General features: G+C 41.6%; 17 protein-coding genes. 15 read left to right on the forward strand and 2 right to left on the reverse strand.

The features are described from left to right. The first annotated feature begins 1 nt into the window (after position 1). The 6 genes from ACFSYC_RS07470 (at position 2) to ACFSYC_RS07495 (ending at position 6,153) form a co-directional block, all read left to right on the forward strand. Positions 2–1,057, forward strand: a complete 1,056-nt coding sequence (locus ACFSYC_RS07470; protein ID WP_377125139.1) for a sugar phosphate isomerase/epimerase family protein — start codon at positions 2–4, stop codon at positions 1,055–1,057. A 113-nt stretch (positions 1,058–1,170) separates the two neighbouring features. Further along, entirely contained in the window at positions 1,171–2,376 is a 1,206-nt protein-coding gene (locus ACFSYC_RS07475; RefSeq protein ID WP_377125141.1) for an MFS transporter, read from the forward strand. 171 nt (positions 2,377–2,547) lie between these two features. Next, positions 2,548–3,780: a nucleoside permease gene (locus ACFSYC_RS07480; protein ID WP_377125143.1), complete on the forward strand. Its 1,233-nt coding sequence runs from the start codon at positions 2,548–2,550 to the stop codon at positions 3,778–3,780. 95 nt (positions 3,781–3,875) lie between these two features. Then, complete coding sequence (locus ACFSYC_RS07485) at positions 3,876–4,751, forward strand: sugar phosphate isomerase/epimerase family protein (protein WP_377125145.1); 876 nt, start codon at positions 3,876–3,878, stop codon at positions 4,749–4,751. A 119-nt stretch (positions 4,752–4,870) separates the two neighbouring features. Further along, positions 4,871–5,620: an ABC transporter ATP-binding protein gene (locus ACFSYC_RS07490; RefSeq protein ID WP_377125147.1), complete on the forward strand. Its 750-nt coding sequence runs from the start codon at positions 4,871–4,873 to the stop codon at positions 5,618–5,620. Between the two features lie 287 nt (positions 5,621–5,907). Next, entirely contained in the window at positions 5,908–6,153 is a 246-nt protein-coding gene (locus tag ACFSYC_RS07495; RefSeq protein WP_377125149.1) for a hypothetical protein, read from the forward strand. Between the two features lie 145 nt (positions 6,154–6,298). On the opposite strand, the gene ACFSYC_RS07500 is transcribed toward ACFSYC_RS07495, so the two are convergent. Continuing rightward, entirely contained in the window at positions 6,299–7,561 is a 1,263-nt protein-coding gene (locus ACFSYC_RS07500; protein ID WP_377125151.1) for a PQQ-dependent sugar dehydrogenase, read from the reverse strand. A 222-nt stretch (positions 7,562–7,783) separates the two neighbouring features. On the opposite strand from ACFSYC_RS07500, the gene ACFSYC_RS07505 reads away from it, so the two are divergent. Beyond that, positions 7,784–8,614: a hypothetical protein gene (locus ACFSYC_RS07505; protein ID WP_377125154.1), complete on the forward strand. Its 831-nt coding sequence runs from the start codon at positions 7,784–7,786 to the stop codon at positions 8,612–8,614. A gap of 71 nt (positions 8,615–8,685) precedes the next feature. On the opposite strand, the gene ACFSYC_RS07510 is transcribed toward ACFSYC_RS07505, so the two are convergent. Beyond that, positions 8,686–9,303 (reverse strand): 2'-5' RNA ligase family protein, encoded by a 618-nt coding sequence (locus ACFSYC_RS07510; RefSeq protein WP_377125157.1) that lies wholly within the window; start codon positions 9,301–9,303, stop codon positions 8,686–8,688. An 85-nt stretch (positions 9,304–9,388) separates the two neighbouring features. Here ACFSYC_RS07510 and dinB point away from each other — a divergent pair, with 85 nt between their 5' ends. The 8 genes from dinB (at position 9,389) to ACFSYC_RS07550 (ending at position 17,472) form a co-directional block, all read left to right on the forward strand. Continuing rightward, entirely contained in the window at positions 9,389–10,573 is a 1,185-nt protein-coding gene (gene dinB, locus ACFSYC_RS07515) for a DNA polymerase IV (RefSeq protein WP_377125160.1), read from the forward strand. Positions 10,574–10,607: 34 nt separating this feature from the next. Continuing rightward, entirely contained in the window at positions 10,608–11,363 is a 756-nt protein-coding gene (locus ACFSYC_RS07520; RefSeq protein WP_377125163.1) for a hypothetical protein, read from the forward strand. An 85-nt stretch (positions 11,364–11,448) separates the two neighbouring features. Further along, a complete protein-coding gene (gene rpsO / locus ACFSYC_RS07525) occupies positions 11,449–11,727 on the forward strand; it encodes a 30S ribosomal protein S15 (RefSeq protein WP_377125166.1) in 279 nt (92 codons plus the stop codon). A 131-nt stretch (positions 11,728–11,858) separates the two neighbouring features. Next, on the forward strand, positions 11,859–13,979 hold the full coding sequence (locus ACFSYC_RS07530; RefSeq protein ID WP_377125169.1) for a polyribonucleotide nucleotidyltransferase: 2,121 nt from the start codon (positions 11,859–11,861) through the stop codon (positions 13,977–13,979). Positions 13,980–14,157: 178 nt separating this feature from the next. Next, entirely contained in the window at positions 14,158–14,436 is a 279-nt protein-coding gene (locus ACFSYC_RS07535) for a hypothetical protein (protein ID WP_377125171.1), read from the forward strand. 75 nt (positions 14,437–14,511) lie between these two features. Next, on the forward strand, positions 14,512–15,168 hold the full coding sequence (gene rpe, locus ACFSYC_RS07540) for a ribulose-phosphate 3-epimerase (protein ID WP_377125174.1): 657 nt from the start codon (positions 14,512–14,514) through the stop codon (positions 15,166–15,168). 203 nt (positions 15,169–15,371) lie between these two features. After that, positions 15,372–16,439 (forward strand): 3-phosphoserine/phosphohydroxythreonine transaminase, encoded by a 1,068-nt coding sequence (serC, locus tag ACFSYC_RS07545; protein WP_377125177.1) that lies wholly within the window; start codon positions 15,372–15,374, stop codon positions 16,437–16,439. Between the two features lie 79 nt (positions 16,440–16,518). Beyond that, positions 16,519–17,472 carry a D-2-hydroxyacid dehydrogenase gene (locus ACFSYC_RS07550; RefSeq protein WP_377125180.1) on the forward strand — a complete coding sequence of 318 codons (954 nt, stop codon included), beginning with the start codon at positions 16,519–16,521 and terminating at the stop codon, positions 17,470–17,472. Positions 17,473–17,614 lie beyond the last annotated feature (142 nt).

Consider the following 17,614-nt stretch of genomic DNA (forward strand, 5'->3'; position numbering starts at 1 on the left):
TATGAAAACAATTAAAGGCCCCGGTATTTTCCTTGCACAGTTTTTGGGCGATACCGCACCATTTAACACTTTAGATGCGATCTGTAAATGGTCGGCCGATCTGGGTTTTAAAGGTGTACAGATACCAAGCTGGGCAACAAGCTATTTTGACCTGCAAAAAGCCGCCGAAAGTAAAACCTATGCCGACGAGATAAAAGGCATTGTAAACAGCCACGGCTTAGAGATCACCGAACTATCTACCCACTTACAAGGACAGCTGGTTGCGGTAAACCCTGCTTATGACGACCTGTTTGACGCCTTTGCACCGGCAGCGGTACATAAAAACCCGAAAGCACGCCAGGAGTGGGCAGTGCAGCAATTAAAATATGCCGCCAAGGCATCGCAAAACTTAGGATTGAACGTGCACGCTACTTTTAGCGGCGCTTTAGTATGGCCAATGGTTTACCCATGGCCACAGCGCCCGGCAGGTTTGGTGGAGACCGGTTTTACCGAACTGGCTAAACGCTGGTTGCCAATTCTTGACGTGTTTGAAGACAACGGCGTTGACCTTTGCTACGAAGTACATGCCGGCGAGGACCTGCACGATGGTGTTACCTTTGAGATGTTTTTAGAGAAGGTAAATAACCACAAGCGTTGTAACTTGCTGTATGATCCATCGCACTTTATTTTGCAGTGCCTGGATTATTTGGAGTATATCGACATCTACCACGAGCGTATCAAGATGTTTCACGTTAAGGATGCAGAATTTAATCCAAATGGCCGCCAGGGTGTTTACGGTGGTTACCAAAACTGGATAGATCGAGCCGGCCGTTTCCGTAGCTTAGGCGATGGGCAGGTTGACTTTAAATCTATCTTTAGCAAAATGGCACAATACAACTTTGACGGGTGGGCTGTTATGGAGTGGGAATGTGCTATTAAACATCCCGAAGATGGTGCAAAAGAAGGCGCTATCTTCATAAAAGACAACATCATCCGTGTAACAGAGAAGGCATTTGATGATTTTGCTGCGGCAGGCTCTGACGAAGCTTTTAATCGTCGCCTGTTAGGCATCGACTAACACAAACTAGCAATGGTTGATTAGGTGAATGAGACACTTAATCAGCCATTAGCATTTTATACCAAACCAATTACTATATTTATTGACCATTTATAAACTTAAACAAAAACTCAATGCAAATTAATCGTACAGCGCTATTCAGGGCGAGCTGTTTGTCCCTACTAGTTACATCTTTGTCTTTTGGTATCCGCGCGGGTATTTTAGGCAAACTAGGCACAGATTTTCAATTAGATGAATCTCAACTGGCAACTATCACCGCAACTGCGTTCTGGGGCTTTCCTTTAGCCGTGGTTATCGGAGGTTTTATTGTCGATCTAATCGGCATGAAACGCCTGTTAGTAATGGCATTTGTATTTCACCTCGCTGGTATCCTGTTAACAGTTTTTGCCAGCGGTTTCTGGACATTGTTCATATCTACCTTATTGATAGGTTTAGCAAACGGCACTGTTGAAGCCGCTTGTAACCCTTTAGTAGCATCGTTATATACTGACGAGAAAACCACTAAACTAACTCATTTTCACTTATGGTTTCCGGGTGGTATCGTTATAGGTACATTGATTGTAACTTTCTTTAATCAATTTGGCCTTAGCTGGCAAATACAGGTAGGTATGATGCTTATCCCAACCGTAATTTATGGTTATCTGTTCTCTAAACTGGATTTCCCGGTAACAGAACGTGTAGCTTCGGGCATATCAACTGCTGGCATGTACAAAGCACTGGCAAGCCCATTGTTTATCTTCATGTTCATCTGTATGTTCGGTACAGCAATTACCGAGTTGTTTACTGGCCAGTGGATTGAGGTATTACTTAAAAATGTAACTCAAAACGCTTTGCTATTACTAACCTTAACAAATGGTGTGGTTTTCCTGGGTCGGGCTTTTGCTAAACCTGTACTTAAAGCTGTTACACCTCAAACTTTGTTGTTAATATCAGCTATCCTGGCTGCTTTAGGGCTATATATGCTTGGTCACTTAAGCGGTACTGCGGTATTTGGCGGCGCTGTTATATTTGGTATGGGCGTATGTTTCTTTTGGCCAACCATGCTGGGTTTTGTTAATACAAATTTGCCTGCAACCGGGGCCTTAGGCTTAAACCTGATGGGTGGCGCGGGTATGTTTGCAGTATCATTATACACCATATTTATGGGTGGGTTTTACGAAAGAATTCAGAAAGAAGCTGGCGGGGACACAACCCTTGCAGGTAAAAGTGTATTAGATGCCACATTGGTTATCCCATGTATATTAATCCTAGCCTTTGCAGGTTTGGTTATTTACATGAAAGGTAAGGCTAAGAAAAGCGCAGCTGCCGTGCAGATCTAGTTTTATTGATATATATATATACAGCTTTACAAAAGCGATGGACATCAAATCCATCGCTTTTGTATTTTATGACACTTTCGTCAGTAATTTATAGCCAAGAATTCGTTACAAACCCTTTAATCGTCGGCATATATTATTACATTTAGCACTTGTTTAAAACCAATATTCTAAATGAATACTTCTACTAAAATTAAGTTATCGGTAATGATGTTCCTTCAGTTTTTTATCTGGGGGGGATGGTATGTTACCATGGGGCCGTTTGCCGGAAACAACTTGCACGCTACCGGTGCCGAAACTGGCGCACTTTATTCTACGCAGTCATGGGGTGCTATTATTGCGCCTTTTATTGTTGGCCTTATCGCCGACAGATATTTTAATGCCGAACGCATTTTGGGTGTGTTGCACCTTGTTGGTGCTGTGTTAATGTACCAGTGTTATGCTGCGGTAGATATCTCGGCGTTTTATCCTTATGTTTTGGGTTACATGATAGTATATATGCCAACACTTGCTTTGGTTAACTCGGTTTCATTTAGCCAAATGAAAGATCCTGAAAAAGAATTTTCAACCATTCGCGTTTGGGGAACTATCGGTTGGATTGTCGCTGGTTTAGCTATTAGCTTCCTGTTCCATTGGGATGCTGCCGAAAATATATCACAGGGCTTTTTAAAATATACCTTCCTAATGTCGAGCATCGCTTCAGTAATATTGGGCGTGTTTAGCTTTACATTGCCTGCTACACCTCCAAAAGTTTCTACAGGTAAGGTTGTCGTGTCCGATGTATTAGGTTTAGGCGCACTTAAATTATTAAAGGACAAAAACTTCCTGGTGTTCTTTATCGCTTCGATTTTGATTTGCATCCCATTGGCGTTTTACTATCAAAACGCTAACAGCTTTTTAACCGAAATTAAAGTTGATAATGCAACTGGTAAAATGACCATCGGTCAAGTATCAGAAGTTGCTTTCTTACTGGCATTGCCGATATTCTTTAAACGTTTTGGCTTTAAGTGGACTATACTGGTAGGTATGCTGGCCTGGGCTTTACGGTACGTCATGTTTGCTTATGGCAACGCTGGCGAGCTAAGCTTCCTTTTAATTACCGGTATTGCATTACACGGTGTTTGCTATGACTTCTTCTTCGTATCTGGTCAGATCTACACTGACTCTAAAGCTGGTCCGCAGATTAAAAGCGCTGCGCAAGGTGTTATTACTTTGGCAACGTATGGTGTAGGTATGTTAATTGGATTCTACATTGCCGGTTTAATATCTGATGCTTATAATACACCTGCAGGCCATAACTGGAACATGATATGGTTGATACCTGCTGGTATTGCTGCGGTAGTGATGTTGTTGTTCTTCATTTTCTTTAATGATAAGAGCAAAACTGAAGCAGTTATCGAAGCATAATTATCAAATTAAATAGGACAATATAATAGCATACAACCATAAACAGTTATTGCTAAATTTAGCCAACTAATATTAACATCAATTATAAATACATAATGACAAATAGAAGAAGTTTTCTGAAACAGGCAGGTTTACTGTCGGCAGGAGTAATGGTAGCGCCGCATTTGTTATCGGCAAAACCAATCAAAAACATCGGTTTACAGTTATATTCTCTGCGAGACATAATTGGCAAAGACGTAAGCGGCACTATAGCTAAAGTAGCGGCAGCAGGTTACAAAGAAGTTGAGCCTTACGGTTACAGCAAAAAAGCGGGTTTCTGGGGTTTGCAGCCTAAAGAGTTTAGCGCTTTGCTAAAACAAAACGGCCTGACCACACCGGCTGCACACTATGATATGAACCAGTTTTTGGGATCTGAAAAAACGGAGAACCTTGAGGCTTATATTGAGGCAGCAAATGCTACCGGTCAAAGCCACGTGATTATCCCTTCAATCAACCATGATTTTATAAAGACTGTAGATGATTGCAAAGCTGTTGCCGACAAGATGAATAAAGCAGGCGAGATCCTAAAGAAATCAGGCCTGAAATTAGGGTACCATAACCACAACTTTGAGTGGCAACCGGTTGGCGATACTACTTTTTATGATACCATCCTGAAAAATACTGACCCTAAATTGGTAGATATGGAACTGGATCTGTACTGGGTAGTACGTTCAAAGCAAGATGCGGTTGGTTTATTTGCTAAAAATCCGGGTCGTTTTAAGTTTGTACATGTTAAGGATATGGACAAAGCAAAACCGGGCCTTAATACCGAAATTGGTGCAGGTTCAGTTGATTTTTTAAGCATACTCGCAAAGGCAAAACAAGGAGGCGTTGAGCACTTTATTGTAGAGCAAGAGAACTTTACCAATATTGACCCATACGTTAGCATTACGCAAAGTGCTAAATATGTAAAGGATAAGATCAGTATCTAAATAATACGCTCCCAATGTCATTTCGACGATAGGAGAAATCTATACATTGTAAAGTCGACGACCGGTACGTGTATATATTTCTCTCTTCGATCGAAATGACATTTTTGTTTAACCGCTTCATGATCACCCTCTCAAACATCCACAAAACTTTCAACCGTGGCAAAGCCAGCCAGGTAAACGCGGTTAATGGCGTAGATCTTAACATCGGCGATGGAGAGTTTGTAGTAATTGTCGGATCAAATGGGTCGGGCAAATCAACGTTGTTAAACCTGATCTCGGGCAGTACACTGCCAACGTCCGGGACTGTAGCTCTTGATAACACAGACGTTACCAGGCTTGCAGACTACCAACGCAGCAAGTGGATAGCCCGCGTATTTCAGAACCCTTTAAGCGGTACTGCGTCTGAGCTGAGCATACTGGACAACTTCAGGCTGGCTGCTTTGCGCACTAAACCTAAAGGGTTGAGCATTGGCGTTACAGACGCCTTTAAGCTTGATGTAAAGGATAGGATAGCCTTACTGGGTCTTGGCCTTGAAAATAAGATCACTCAACCTATAGGTACGCTGTCCGGTGGCCAACGCCAGGCGCTTACGTTGCTGATGAGTGTGATGGATGACTGCAAGATCCTCCTCCTTGACGAACCTACAGCCGCGCTCGATCCAAAATCGGCGGATATCGTAATGAAAACGGCAGACCAGCTAAGTCGCGATTTTAAACTGACTACAATATTAGTCACCCATAACCTTAAAGATGCCTACAGTTACGGCTCCCGCATTATCCAGATGGTGGAGGGTAAGGTGATTAAAGACATCGACACTAAACACAAACAAGCGCTGAAACAGAATGATCTGTTTGAGTGGTTTGGCTAGGCCATATGATAGGTTTGTTTCATGCGTGTTTGACACAGATGAAACAAGTTAAACAAGATTTTAGGTTAAAATTTTGATAGTCATGCAACTGCGAAAAAGCAGTGAAACAAAATGAAACAACTTTTACGTCAGTAAATTTAGGTGTAAAGTTGATTTAACTACTTGATTGTCAATCCATATAAAATATCGCTATTTTCCAGGTTATGAAACAAGATTTTTGAAGCCAAATCTTTAAAATGTAGTGATTATTTTGGTTTTGGCAAACTTATTGTATTTAGGTCATCACTATGATGAACAACAACAATTTCCAAAATATATTTGATGCGTACCAACTGGTTAGTGGTGCAAAGATCAAAGGCAAAAAAGGTGACGAAATGTTTGAACTTGGCGCCTATGATGCCAACAAACGTGGTTACACCGTTTACCCAATAGATAATGGCGTACGCTACGATGATTTCGCAGTGGTAGTAGCCGAAAAAGAGTTGAAAAATAATTTTATGATTGAGGTTATCAAGCAAAGCATAGCCGCCTAATAAAAAACGCCGCCCCGGATAACCGGGACGGCGTTTTTTATTACTTCGATTGTCATTTTGAAGATAGGAGAAATCTATACATATTCAAGTCGTCGACTTGTCCGCATATAGATTCCTCCCGATGCTCGGAATGACAAGACGATAATTACTTCTTATAAGTAACCTTATAAATAGTTCCCTTATTATCATCAGTAATATACAGGGAGCCATCCGGCCCTTGGGCTAAGCCCGTTGGACGATGCTCTGCCCGGCCCTGAGCCTTAAGCTCCTCTGTGCCGGCAAAGCCATCAGCAAAAACTTCCCACTTACCATCAGGCTTGCCGTTTTTAAAGGGTTGAAAAACTACAAAGTATCCGGCCTGCGGCTCTGGCGCTCGGTTCCATGATCCGTGGAAGGCTATAAACGCGCCGTTCTTATAACGCTCGGGGAATTGGTTGCCAGTGTAAAACAGCAAACCATCCGGCGCAAGGTGTCCCGGGAAACCTACAACCGGGTTAATATATTTAGCATCGGCAGGTTTTACGCCATCGCCACCATACTCAGGGCCAAGCATGTTTTTTTGTTTCTGCCAGTCATAATATACATACGGCCAACCGGCGTTATCGCCTTTTTTTATGGCGAACATACATTCTGCCGGTAACTCTGCCGATTGCTTTTCGGTAAATAATTTAGGGTGCATTTGGTGCAGGTTGTCGCGGCCATGCTGCATTACAAAAAGCTGGTTAAGCTGCTGGTTCCAGGTAATGCCAACCACATTACGTAATCCCCACGCATAATGAACACCTTCTTTGTAACTCTGATTAAGCTTGTCGGTTCTGAACTGCCAGATGCCGGCGGCCGAATCTAATAAAGGGCAACCGGTACGGTTTTTATCCAACTCATCACAGATATTGCTGGGGGCGCCAATGTTGACATAAACATTACCGTCATTGTCTAACGTAATAGCTTTAGGCTGGTGCCAGTCTACGCTAACAAGCCCGGTAACAATTCTATCAGGGTTTTCAGGATTGGTAACCTGGTTATTGGCATCAAGTTTATAACGGAAAACGCCGCTTTTATCGCTGGCGTATAAATAGCCGCCACCCATAGCAATGCCGGTACCACCATAGTTAGCAAAGCTGGTTTTTATGGTTGTTTTTCCACCTTCCTCGTGCAGTACCACAATGCCTTTGCTTACGCGGGTGCTGGCCATGTGTACGTAAATATCATTTTGGGGGGTTATTACCAAATGACGCGCACTGCCCAGTTTATCGGCAATAACATTAATATCAAAGCCGGTGGGCACCGTAAGGCCGGCAACCGCGGGTTTGCTTTTTGACGGTGGGTCGGCCTTTAATGCGTTTAACGTCAGCAATCCACCTAGGGCAATTACTGGTAATATCAAAGCGAATATCTTTTGTTTTTTCATCAGTTAATCTTTACTCAAAATTAACAGAATAATATTTAAAGCTGTTTAACCAAATTAAATAATCGTGCAATCGTTATAAATTTCATTTAAACAAAATTTAATTCTTTAAAATAGGCATATTAAAGTATTTAATATTTCACATCATTGACGTTACAATTCTTTTTATATGTATTGTTAAACCTTGATTAATTGCTATCGTCATAATGACATAAAACAAAGAACATGAAAAATATAGCACTACTATCAGCAATAGCATTATCAAGTTTAGCTTTTAACAACGTTAATGCGCAAGTATTTCAAATAGGGGTACAGTTAGGTGGCGGTCGCCCGCCGGTAGTTCAGGCTGGCGTTATTGCGCCTGTAAGAGTAGCGCCGGTAATGGTTGATTACAGAGACGCAGATGAATACTATTACATGCCCGAAGTTGATGCTTATTATAACGTTTACGAAAAAGCTTACTATTATAACAATGGTTCAAGATGGGTATCAGCAGCTTACCTGCCAGGTGCTTACCGCGATTATAGCTACAGAAATGTACGTTATTACTCAGTAAAAGCGCGTCGCCCATACCTAAACGCTAATGTTTATCGCGAAAGGTATAATGCCCGCCCATACTACGCCTGGGACCGCAGAGATGTACGTGTTGATAGCCGTAACGACCGCAGGGACGACAGGTTTGATAACCGCAATGACCGCAGAGACGACAGGTTTGATGCAAGGGTTGATAACCGCAGGGACGATAGGGTTGATGCAAGGTTTGATAGCCGCAGGGACAACAGGGTTGATGCAAGGGTAGATAACGGCAGGGACAACAGGGTGGATGCCAAGGTTGATCGGAGAGATGACAGGGTAGATGCAAGGGTAGATCGGAGAGATGACCGTTTTGACGGCAGAAATGACCATAAAGACAACAACCTGCGTTTTGAAAAGCGTAACGACCCACGCGGTGGCCAGCCTGAAGATCGCAGAGGTAATAACGGCAGGGGCAACGGCAGAGGTAATGATAACGCTCGCGGTGGCTTCGGCGGAACACGTTTCGTAGCTAATAAATAAGCGCAATTTCCCCCATCATATATAATAAGTGAAAAGCCACCGCAAGGTGGCTTTTTTGCTTTATAGTAATTTTAAAACAGGCTGGTTTGCATTTGTTGCACCGGCTTTAATAGCGATGGCTTCGTCGGGGCAAGGCTATAAGCGTTGCGGCCCTCAAAGGGCAACTGCAGGTATGGCTGCCAGGTGGCAAAACTGGCAAAGGTTTCGCGTTGTAAAACGGTTAGGCTATCTATGGTAAACGCCTCATTAAATTCAAGCGATTTAAAGTGGGGCCAAAGCTTATCAAAATCGGCCACCGGGATGTTACGGCAAATGGTGATGTTAGATACCATAAACTCTTTGATCTTTAGATGCTGTTTTAGCATTTTAAACCAGTGGGTGGTTTCGGGTGATTGAACGATGCGGGCGTAGATGGTGCGGTAGTCATTACCATGGTTAAAATGATCAAATCCGTTAATAGTAAGCGTAACCGGCGGGATCAAACACAAACGGCGACGAAAATCCAGTATCCCCGGCTCAGTTAAAAATGAGCGCTGCCGATGCATTTTTTGTACCGCTATGTGGGCTACCGACCCAATGCTATCATACATGCCTATAATATCAGAGGCATCAATCTTATAATCGCGCACAGCTGCTTTAACCTTATCCGGAGGAGAGAGCAACATAAAAAAATCGGTGTATCCTTTCATCGCCTAAAATTTTGGTGAAAAACAATTATACTAATATTTTTAGTATTTATGCAATTATTTTTAGTAAATATTTTACATTTGTGCTATGGATGCCAAGCGCTATATTGTACATATCGACCTCGATTCGTTTTTCGTTTCGGTTGAGCGTAAGTTCAATCCTGACCTGATAGGCAAGCCGGTTTTAATAGGCGGTTCGGCAGATAGGGGAGTGGTGGCATCATGCAGTTACGAGGCGCGCAAATTTGGCATCCACTCGGCTATGCCAATGAAACAAGCCATGAAACTTTGCCCGCATGCGACGGTCATCCGCGGTAGCCACGGGCGCTATAGTGAAGCATCGCGCGAGGTTACGCAGATCATTCATGACAGCGTGCCGCTGTATCAAAAAACATCTATAGATGAGTTTTATATAGATCTGACCGGTATGGACCGGTTTCACGATTGCTATAAAATGGCAACAGAACTGCGGGAACGCGTGATCCGCGAGACGGGCTTGCCCATATCTTTCGGGATGGCATCATGCAAAACCGTGGCTAAAATGGCAACCAATGCCGCTAAGCCAAGCGGGCAGCTGTTTATTGAACATGGCCAAGAAAAAGAGTTTATGGCCCCGCTATCCATCCGTAAAATACCCATGCTGGGCGAGAAAACCTGCCAAAAGCTATACCAGTTTGGGATTGAAAAAATAGGCGACCTGCAGCGGGTGGAGCTAAAGTTTTTAGAGACGGTTTTTGGCAAACACGGCCGCTATATATGGGAGCGGGCCAATGGTATTGATGATAGCGAGATTGTTCCGCATAGCGACCGTAAATCCATATCGACAGAAAACACCTTCGAAGCTGATGTGAACGATAAAAAAACGATCGAAACGGTATTGGTATCTATGACGGAAGAACTAGCCTATAAGCTGCGCAAAGAGAATAAGGTGGCATCATGCCTGGCTATCAAGATCCGCTTCGCTAATTTTGAAACCCATACCGTGCAGGAGAAAATATCGCTAACCGCAGCCGAACATATATTGATACCCGGCATTAAAAACCTGCTCAAAAAAGCCTGGAATGGTCACCGGCCGATAAGGCTGATTGGGGTTAAGCTAAGTAATCTTTGCCAGGGTAGCTACCAGATAAATCTGTTTGAGGATAACGAAGAACGCATAAAGCTTTACCAGGCTATGGATAAGATTAACTTCAAATTTGGCGACAAAACAGTTTGCCGTGCAGCGGGCATGGCCATTGGTACAAGAAATTTCAATCCCTTTTTAAAGGGATAGGATTGGTATATTTGGGGATAAACTTTATTGCCCCATGTTGAAAAAAATATTCGCGACCATGTGTCTGCTGTTCAATTTCGTTTTTGCCGATGCTCAACAATTTACTTCAAGAGATTTAATTGGCCGCTGGCAGAACGCCCGCGTGAAAGGGGGGAATGTAACGTTTTTGACAAAGTCGACTGGATTGTGGTTAAGCAATGATGGTTTCTTGTATAATAAAATGAATTATTCTACTAATGACAGGAAGGATGTTATAGAATTAAAGTTTACTTATGAGATAGATAGAAAGCATCCGAAGTATGCGCGGTTTAAGATTAAATTTTTGAATGACAGTACTTTTTTAATGAGATACTTATGGGGCATACCAAAGAATGCTGATACAAGTAATAAAAAGGTTGCTGTGTACAAAAAGATAAAAAAGGAACTTCCAGATACCGAAATGCGATATCCTACATATAAAGATATTTTAGGCGTATGGGGGAGCAAATTAAAAGATACAACAAGGTATGAAAAATTTACTTTTGTTGATACCAGCACCCTCTATATACAAACCAGTACGCAGGGGTTAAACAAGCTTAGGTATACTATAGATTTTAAAAAGCAACCCATACCGCTTGATATTTACTATCAGGATAAACTTATTAAACAATGTTTTATTGGTTTTTACAATAGGGATGCTATACGGTTAGAGCATTTTGAACCCAATAAGAGAGGAGATCATTTTACCGTGTTTGGCGGCAACGCGCACCTGTATCGCGAGAAGGAAAAGGCGGTTGTAAACAAACAATAATAGCACACTTGCAAATCATTAATATAACGCCTATCTTTGCACCTCAATTAACAAAGTTTATTTACGCTTTAATATTATTTACGTAATGTATTTAAGTCAAGAAGGAAAGCAAGAGCTTTTCGCAAAACATGGTAAAGGTCCTCAGGATACAGGATCAACCGAAGGTCAGGTTGCATTATTCACAACCCGTATCGCACACCTAACTGGTCACCTGAAAAAAAACAAACATGATTTTTCAACCCAGTTATCACTGCAAAAAATGGTAGGTAAACGTCGTGGTTTGTTAGCGTACCTATACAAAAAAGATATTGAAAGATACCGTGCTATCATTAAAGCTTTAGCTTTAAGAGATATCATTAAGTAACTAAAACTTTTTTTTTATAAAAAGCCGTCTCTTTTATGAGATGGCTTTTTTACTTTTACACGAAACTATTTACACACTATAAAAAACCGGTGCGCTCTAAAAGATGAAAAGCGTATCAAAACAAAAAAAAGATGAATGTAATTAAAAAAGTAATTGATTTAGGTGACGGCCGCACCATCGAGATCGAAACAGGTAAACTGGCCAAACAAGCCGATGGCTCTGTAGTTATAAAAATGGGTGATACCATGTTGTTAGCTACTGTAGTATCATCAAAAGAAGCAAAAGAAGGGGTAGACTTTTTACCACTATCTGTTGACTATCAAGAAAAATATGCTGCTACCGGTCGTATCCCGGGTGGCTTTTTACGCCGCGAGGCCCGTTTGTCGGACTATGAGGTTCTAATCTCTCGTTTGGTTGACCGTGCATTGCGCCCAATGTTCCCCGAAGATTATCATGCTGATACACAAATAATGATATCTTTAATTTCAGCTGATAAAGACATCATGCCTGATTGTTTAGCAGGTTTAGCGGCATCAGCTGCATTATCTGTTTCTGATATCCCTTTTAACGGCCCTATCTCAGAAGTACGTGTTGCTAAAGTTGATGGCCAATTGGTTATTAACCCAACTGTAACTCAATTAGCGAAAGCTACTTTAGAGTTTATTGTTGCCGGTAACGAGCATGACATCAACATGGTCGAAGGCGAAAGTGCTGAGATCCAGGAAGAAGAATTGGTTGAAGCAATTAAATTTGCCCATACTGCTATTAAAATACAGTGTTTAGCTCAAAAAGAATTAACCATTGAGGTTGGTAAAACAGAGAAACGTACTTACAGCCATGAGCATAGCAACGAAGAATTGCAAAAAGCAATTTACGCTGCTACTTACGATAAAGTTTACGCTATTGCAGGCGAAGCTTCTGGTAAAGACGAGCGTAGCGCTAAATTTAAGGCTGTACGCGATGAGTATATAGCTACTTTAGGCGAGATTGATGATATTACCAAATTTTTGGCTAAAAAATATTATCATGATGTTGAGTATGACGCTATCCGTAACCTTGTATTAGATGAAGGCAAACGTTTAGACGGCCGTAAAACTACAGAGGTCCGTCCTATCTGGAGCGAAGTAGGTTATTTACCTGCTGCTCACGGTTCGGCAGTATTTACCCGTGGCGAAACACAAGCATTAACTACAGTTACTTTAGGCGCTAAAGATGCTGAGCAAATGATTGATGGTGCGTTTATCAACGGTTACCAAAAATTCTTGTTACACTACAATTTCCCGGGCTTCTCAACAGGCGAGGTTCGTCCTAACAGGGGTGCAGGCCGTCGCGAGATTGGTCATGGTAACTTAGCTATGCGTTCATTAAAACGTGTTTTACCGGTTGACGATTCAAATCCTTACACCATCCGTATTGTATCTGATATCTTAGAATCTAACGGTTCATCATCTATGGCTACCGTTTGCGCGGGTACATTAGCTTTGATGGATGCAGGTATCAAAATTACCAACCCGGTATCAGGTATCGCAATGGGTTTGATCACTAACGAAATGGGTACTAAATATGCTATCCTTTCTGATATCTTAGGTGATGAAGATCACCTTGGTGATATGGACTTTAAAGTAACAGGTACTAAAAACGGTATCGTTGCTGTACAAATGGACTTGAAAATTAACGGCTTATCATACGAAGTATTAAGCAACGCGTTAAATCAGGCAAAAGACGGTCGTTTACATATCCTAGGCGAAATGGCTAAAACCATTACCGAAGTCCGCGAAGATTACAAACCACATGCTCCACGTATTATCACCATTAAAATTGATAAAGAGTATATTGGTGCTGTTATAGGCCCCGGTGGTAAAATCATCCAGGAAATGCAACGCGAAACCGGTGCTACCATCTCTATCGAAGAGGTTGACAACCAGGGTATCGTACAGATATTTGCTGATAACAAAGCTGCTATCGACGCGGCTGCTACACGTATCAGAAATATAGCTGCACGTCCGGAAGTTGGCGAGATCTATGAAGGTAAGGTAAAATCTATCATGCCTTTTGGTGCTTTCATCGAGATCATGCCGGGTAAAGACGGTTTATTACACATATCAGAAATTGATCACAAACGTTTTGAAACCATGGACGGAATATTCCAGGTAGGCGACGAAGTGCGTGTTAAATTATTAGATGTTGACAAGCAAGGTAAATTAAAACTTTCTCGTAAAGTATTATTGCCTAAGCCTGACGCGGCTCAATAATATTAAACATGTAAATACATGTGTTACCAGTAAAGGCCTTAGAAATAAGGCCTTTACTGTTTAAAAACCTTTTTGTTTTAATTATTTTCTTTTTTTTTAAAACAAATATTGCTGTTTGATCTTTATTAATTTTATAATGAAGTAATAAAAGGTTTAAGGCCGATCCTTCTACAGAAAAATGATATCTACGTCGTCGCAAGACCCTTTAGATTTTATCAGTAATGCTAATGCCCAAGGTAAACCCGCAGGCCCCCAAGCGGATTTGGTGCAAGTATTATTATATGAAATTATAAGGGTTAAAGATCTTATTGCATATTACGACTCCATACCCAATGGTGGTGGGCAGCTTGGTTCATCTATTTTGACCGAACTGGTTACCGAAGCTTATAATTCTCTTGTAAATTACGATCTGGTACTGATGAAGAAGTATTACGATCTGCTGCAAAATTGTGACTGATTTTACCATTGCTCCATTAATTTGTATAGCATGCTCAATAAGCTATATTTGCAGTCACTAATCACCCAATGACAAATGACTAATGCCCGTCTAATTGCCCCATCAATTTTATCAGCTGATTTTGGTAATCTGCAGCGCGATATTGAAATGATCAATAACAGCGAGGCTGATTGGATCCATGTGGATGTTATGGATGGCGTGTTTGTACCTAATATATCGTTTGGTTTCCCGGTTACCGAGGTTGCTTTTAAACACGCTACCAAGCCGCTTGACGTTCATTTAATGATAGTGGAGCCGGATAAATATCTTAAGCGTTTTAAAGACGCCGGAGCGGCTAGTATTACAGTGCATGTTGAGGCATGTCCTCATTTAAATCGCACGGTACAGGCTATAAAAGAGCTTGGCTGTAAGGCAGGGGTGGCGCTTAACCCGCATACGCCGGTCGCAATGATTGAGGATATTATAAAATATGTTGATTTGATCCTGATCATGTCCGTTAATCCGGGTTTCGGCGGGCAGCATTTCATAGACAATACTTACAAAAAAATAGCAGACTTAAAGAAGTTAGCCGACTTGTACAACCCTAACGTATATATTGAAGTTGACGGTGGGGTAGATGCAACTAATATTAACAAATTGATGGCGGCTGGTGCAAATGTGTTTGTGGCAGGTAGCTCAGTATTTGGAGCACCCAGCGCCTCTGATATGATATCAACCCTGAAACACACCTAATTGTTATTACAATCGTAATACAAATAGTGCGATAATTTTAAATTAATTAATAAATGGCCTTAAATGCGTCGTTTTATTGAATATTTGCATTTTTTAAAATAAATGCAAATAAAGGCTCTTCGCTTTGTCAGATTAATTAACTTTGCCGCAGCAAAATATAAACTTTACAATATAATATTTTGTTGAACCAATCTTAAAAACGTATGAAACATAATTTTGGTGCCGGTCCGGGCATCTTACCTCACGAAGTTTTAAAACAGGCAGCTCAAGCGGTTGTTGATTTTAATGGTATGGGCTTATCTCTGTTAGAGATATCGCACCGCGCCCCAGAGTTTGAGGCGGTTTTAGATGAAGCCGTAAAATTAGTTAAAGAGTTACTTGAAGTGCCTGAGGGTTATTCCGTATTGTTTTTACAAGGTGGTGCAAGCACGCAGTTCGCTATGTTACCATACAACCTGTTACCGGCAGACGGTAAGGCAGCTTATGTTGAGTCGGGCGTGTGGGCTAACAAAGCCTTAAAAGAGGCTAAGTTTTTTGGCGAAGTTGAGGTAATTGCTACTTCAAAAGATAGCAACTTTACTTATATCCCTAAAGATTACACCATACCTGCTGACGCGGCTTATTTGCATTTAACATCAAACAATACCATTTACGGTACGCAGTTGCATGAGTTCCCTAAATCGCCTATCCCGATGGCTTGCGATATGTCGTCTGATATTTTCAGTCGTAAAATTAACGTCGCTGATTTTGGTTTGATTTATGCCGGTGCTCAAAAAAATATGGGCCCTGCAGGTACTACTTTAGTAATTGTTAAAGACGAAATCTTAGGTAAAGTTGATCGCAAAATCCCTTCAATGTTCAACTATAAGGTACATGCCGAAAACGGATCAATGTACAATACTCCGCCGGTGTTTGCTATCTATGTTTCGATGTTGACTTTACGTTGGGTTAAATCTAAAGGTGGTGTTGCAGCGCTTGCTCAAGAGAATAAGGCGAAATCAAGGGCGTTGTATACGGAGATTGACCGTAACCCATTATTTAAACCGGTTTGCGCTGTCGAAGATCGCTCTGACATGAACGTATGTTTTGTAATGGAAAACCCGGAGCTGGAGAAAGCATTTTTGAAACTATGCGATGATAAAGACATAGTAGGCATAAAAGGCCACAGAAGTGTTGGCGGTTTCCGCGCATCAATTTACAATGCCTTGCCAATTACCAGCGTTCATACCCTGATTGATGCCATGCAGGAGTTTCAAGAGAAAAATAAATAATTAAAGATTGAAGAGTAGGGATTGGTGATCAGCTTGAGGCGGCCAATCTTTAATCTTTAATCACCAATCTTTAAAGATAATGATCAAGATATTAGCTAACGATGGGATAGACCCTATCGGAAAAAAGATGTTAGAAGATGCCGGTTTTGAGGTTGATACTAACAACATACCGCAGGACGAACTGCCTGTTAAACTACAAAACTACGATGCCATTACTGTACGTAGCGCTACTAAAGTACGTAAAGCCTTAATTGACGCTTGCCCTAACCTTAAGCTTATCGGCCGCGGTGGTGTAGGTGTGGATAATATTGATGTAGAATACGCTAAAGAAAAAGGCGTGGGCGTATATAATACGCCTGCATCATCATCATTATCTGTTGCAGAGCTTGTTATAGCGCAATTGTTTACCGGCGTGCGTTCATTGCATGACAGTAACCGCAAAATGGCTGCCGAAGGCGGAACCAAGTTTAACGACTTGAAAAAAGCTTATGCTAAAGGCATTGAGCTACGTGGCAAAACTTTAGGTATTGTTGGGTTTGGCCGTATCGGTCGCGAGGTAGCTAAGATCGCTATCGGCATTGGTATGGATGTTATTGCTTATGACCTTTTTGAGTTTAACCCCGATGTTGAAATCGTGTTAGGATCTGGCGGTACAAAAGTTAACGTAAGTGTTAAAAAAGCAACTTTAGACGAAATCATCAAGACTGCTGATTTCATCACCCTGCATACGCCGTTTATTGACAAAGCATTATTTGGTGCCGAAGAATTAGCTCAAATGAAAAAAGGCGTACAATTGATCAATATCTCTCGTGGTGGATTAATTGACGAATTAGCTTTGATCGAAGCATTGAACAGCGGCCAGGTATCATACGCGGCATTAGACGTGTTTGATAACGAACCAACGCCACGTGCCGAGATTTTATCCCACCCTAAAATATCATTAACCCCACACATCGGCGCTGCTACTAATGAAGCGCAGGAGCGTATCGGTGTTGAGCTGGCCAGCTTAATTATTGGTCACTTTAAGAAATAATACCTCACACTAATTGTTGCAAATGAAAGTCTGCCTGAGTAAATCGAGGGCACTGAAAAAGTCCAATAGTGAAAAAAGGCGTAGAAGAAGAAATTTTTCTACGCCTTTTTTGTATCTTAAAGTGTCAAAAGAAAGATACTAA

Origin of the sequence: Mucilaginibacter antarcticus (assembly GCF_042686155.1) — a bacterium.
GTDB lineage: Bacteria > Bacteroidota > Bacteroidia > Sphingobacteriales > Sphingobacteriaceae > Mucilaginibacter > Mucilaginibacter antarcticus.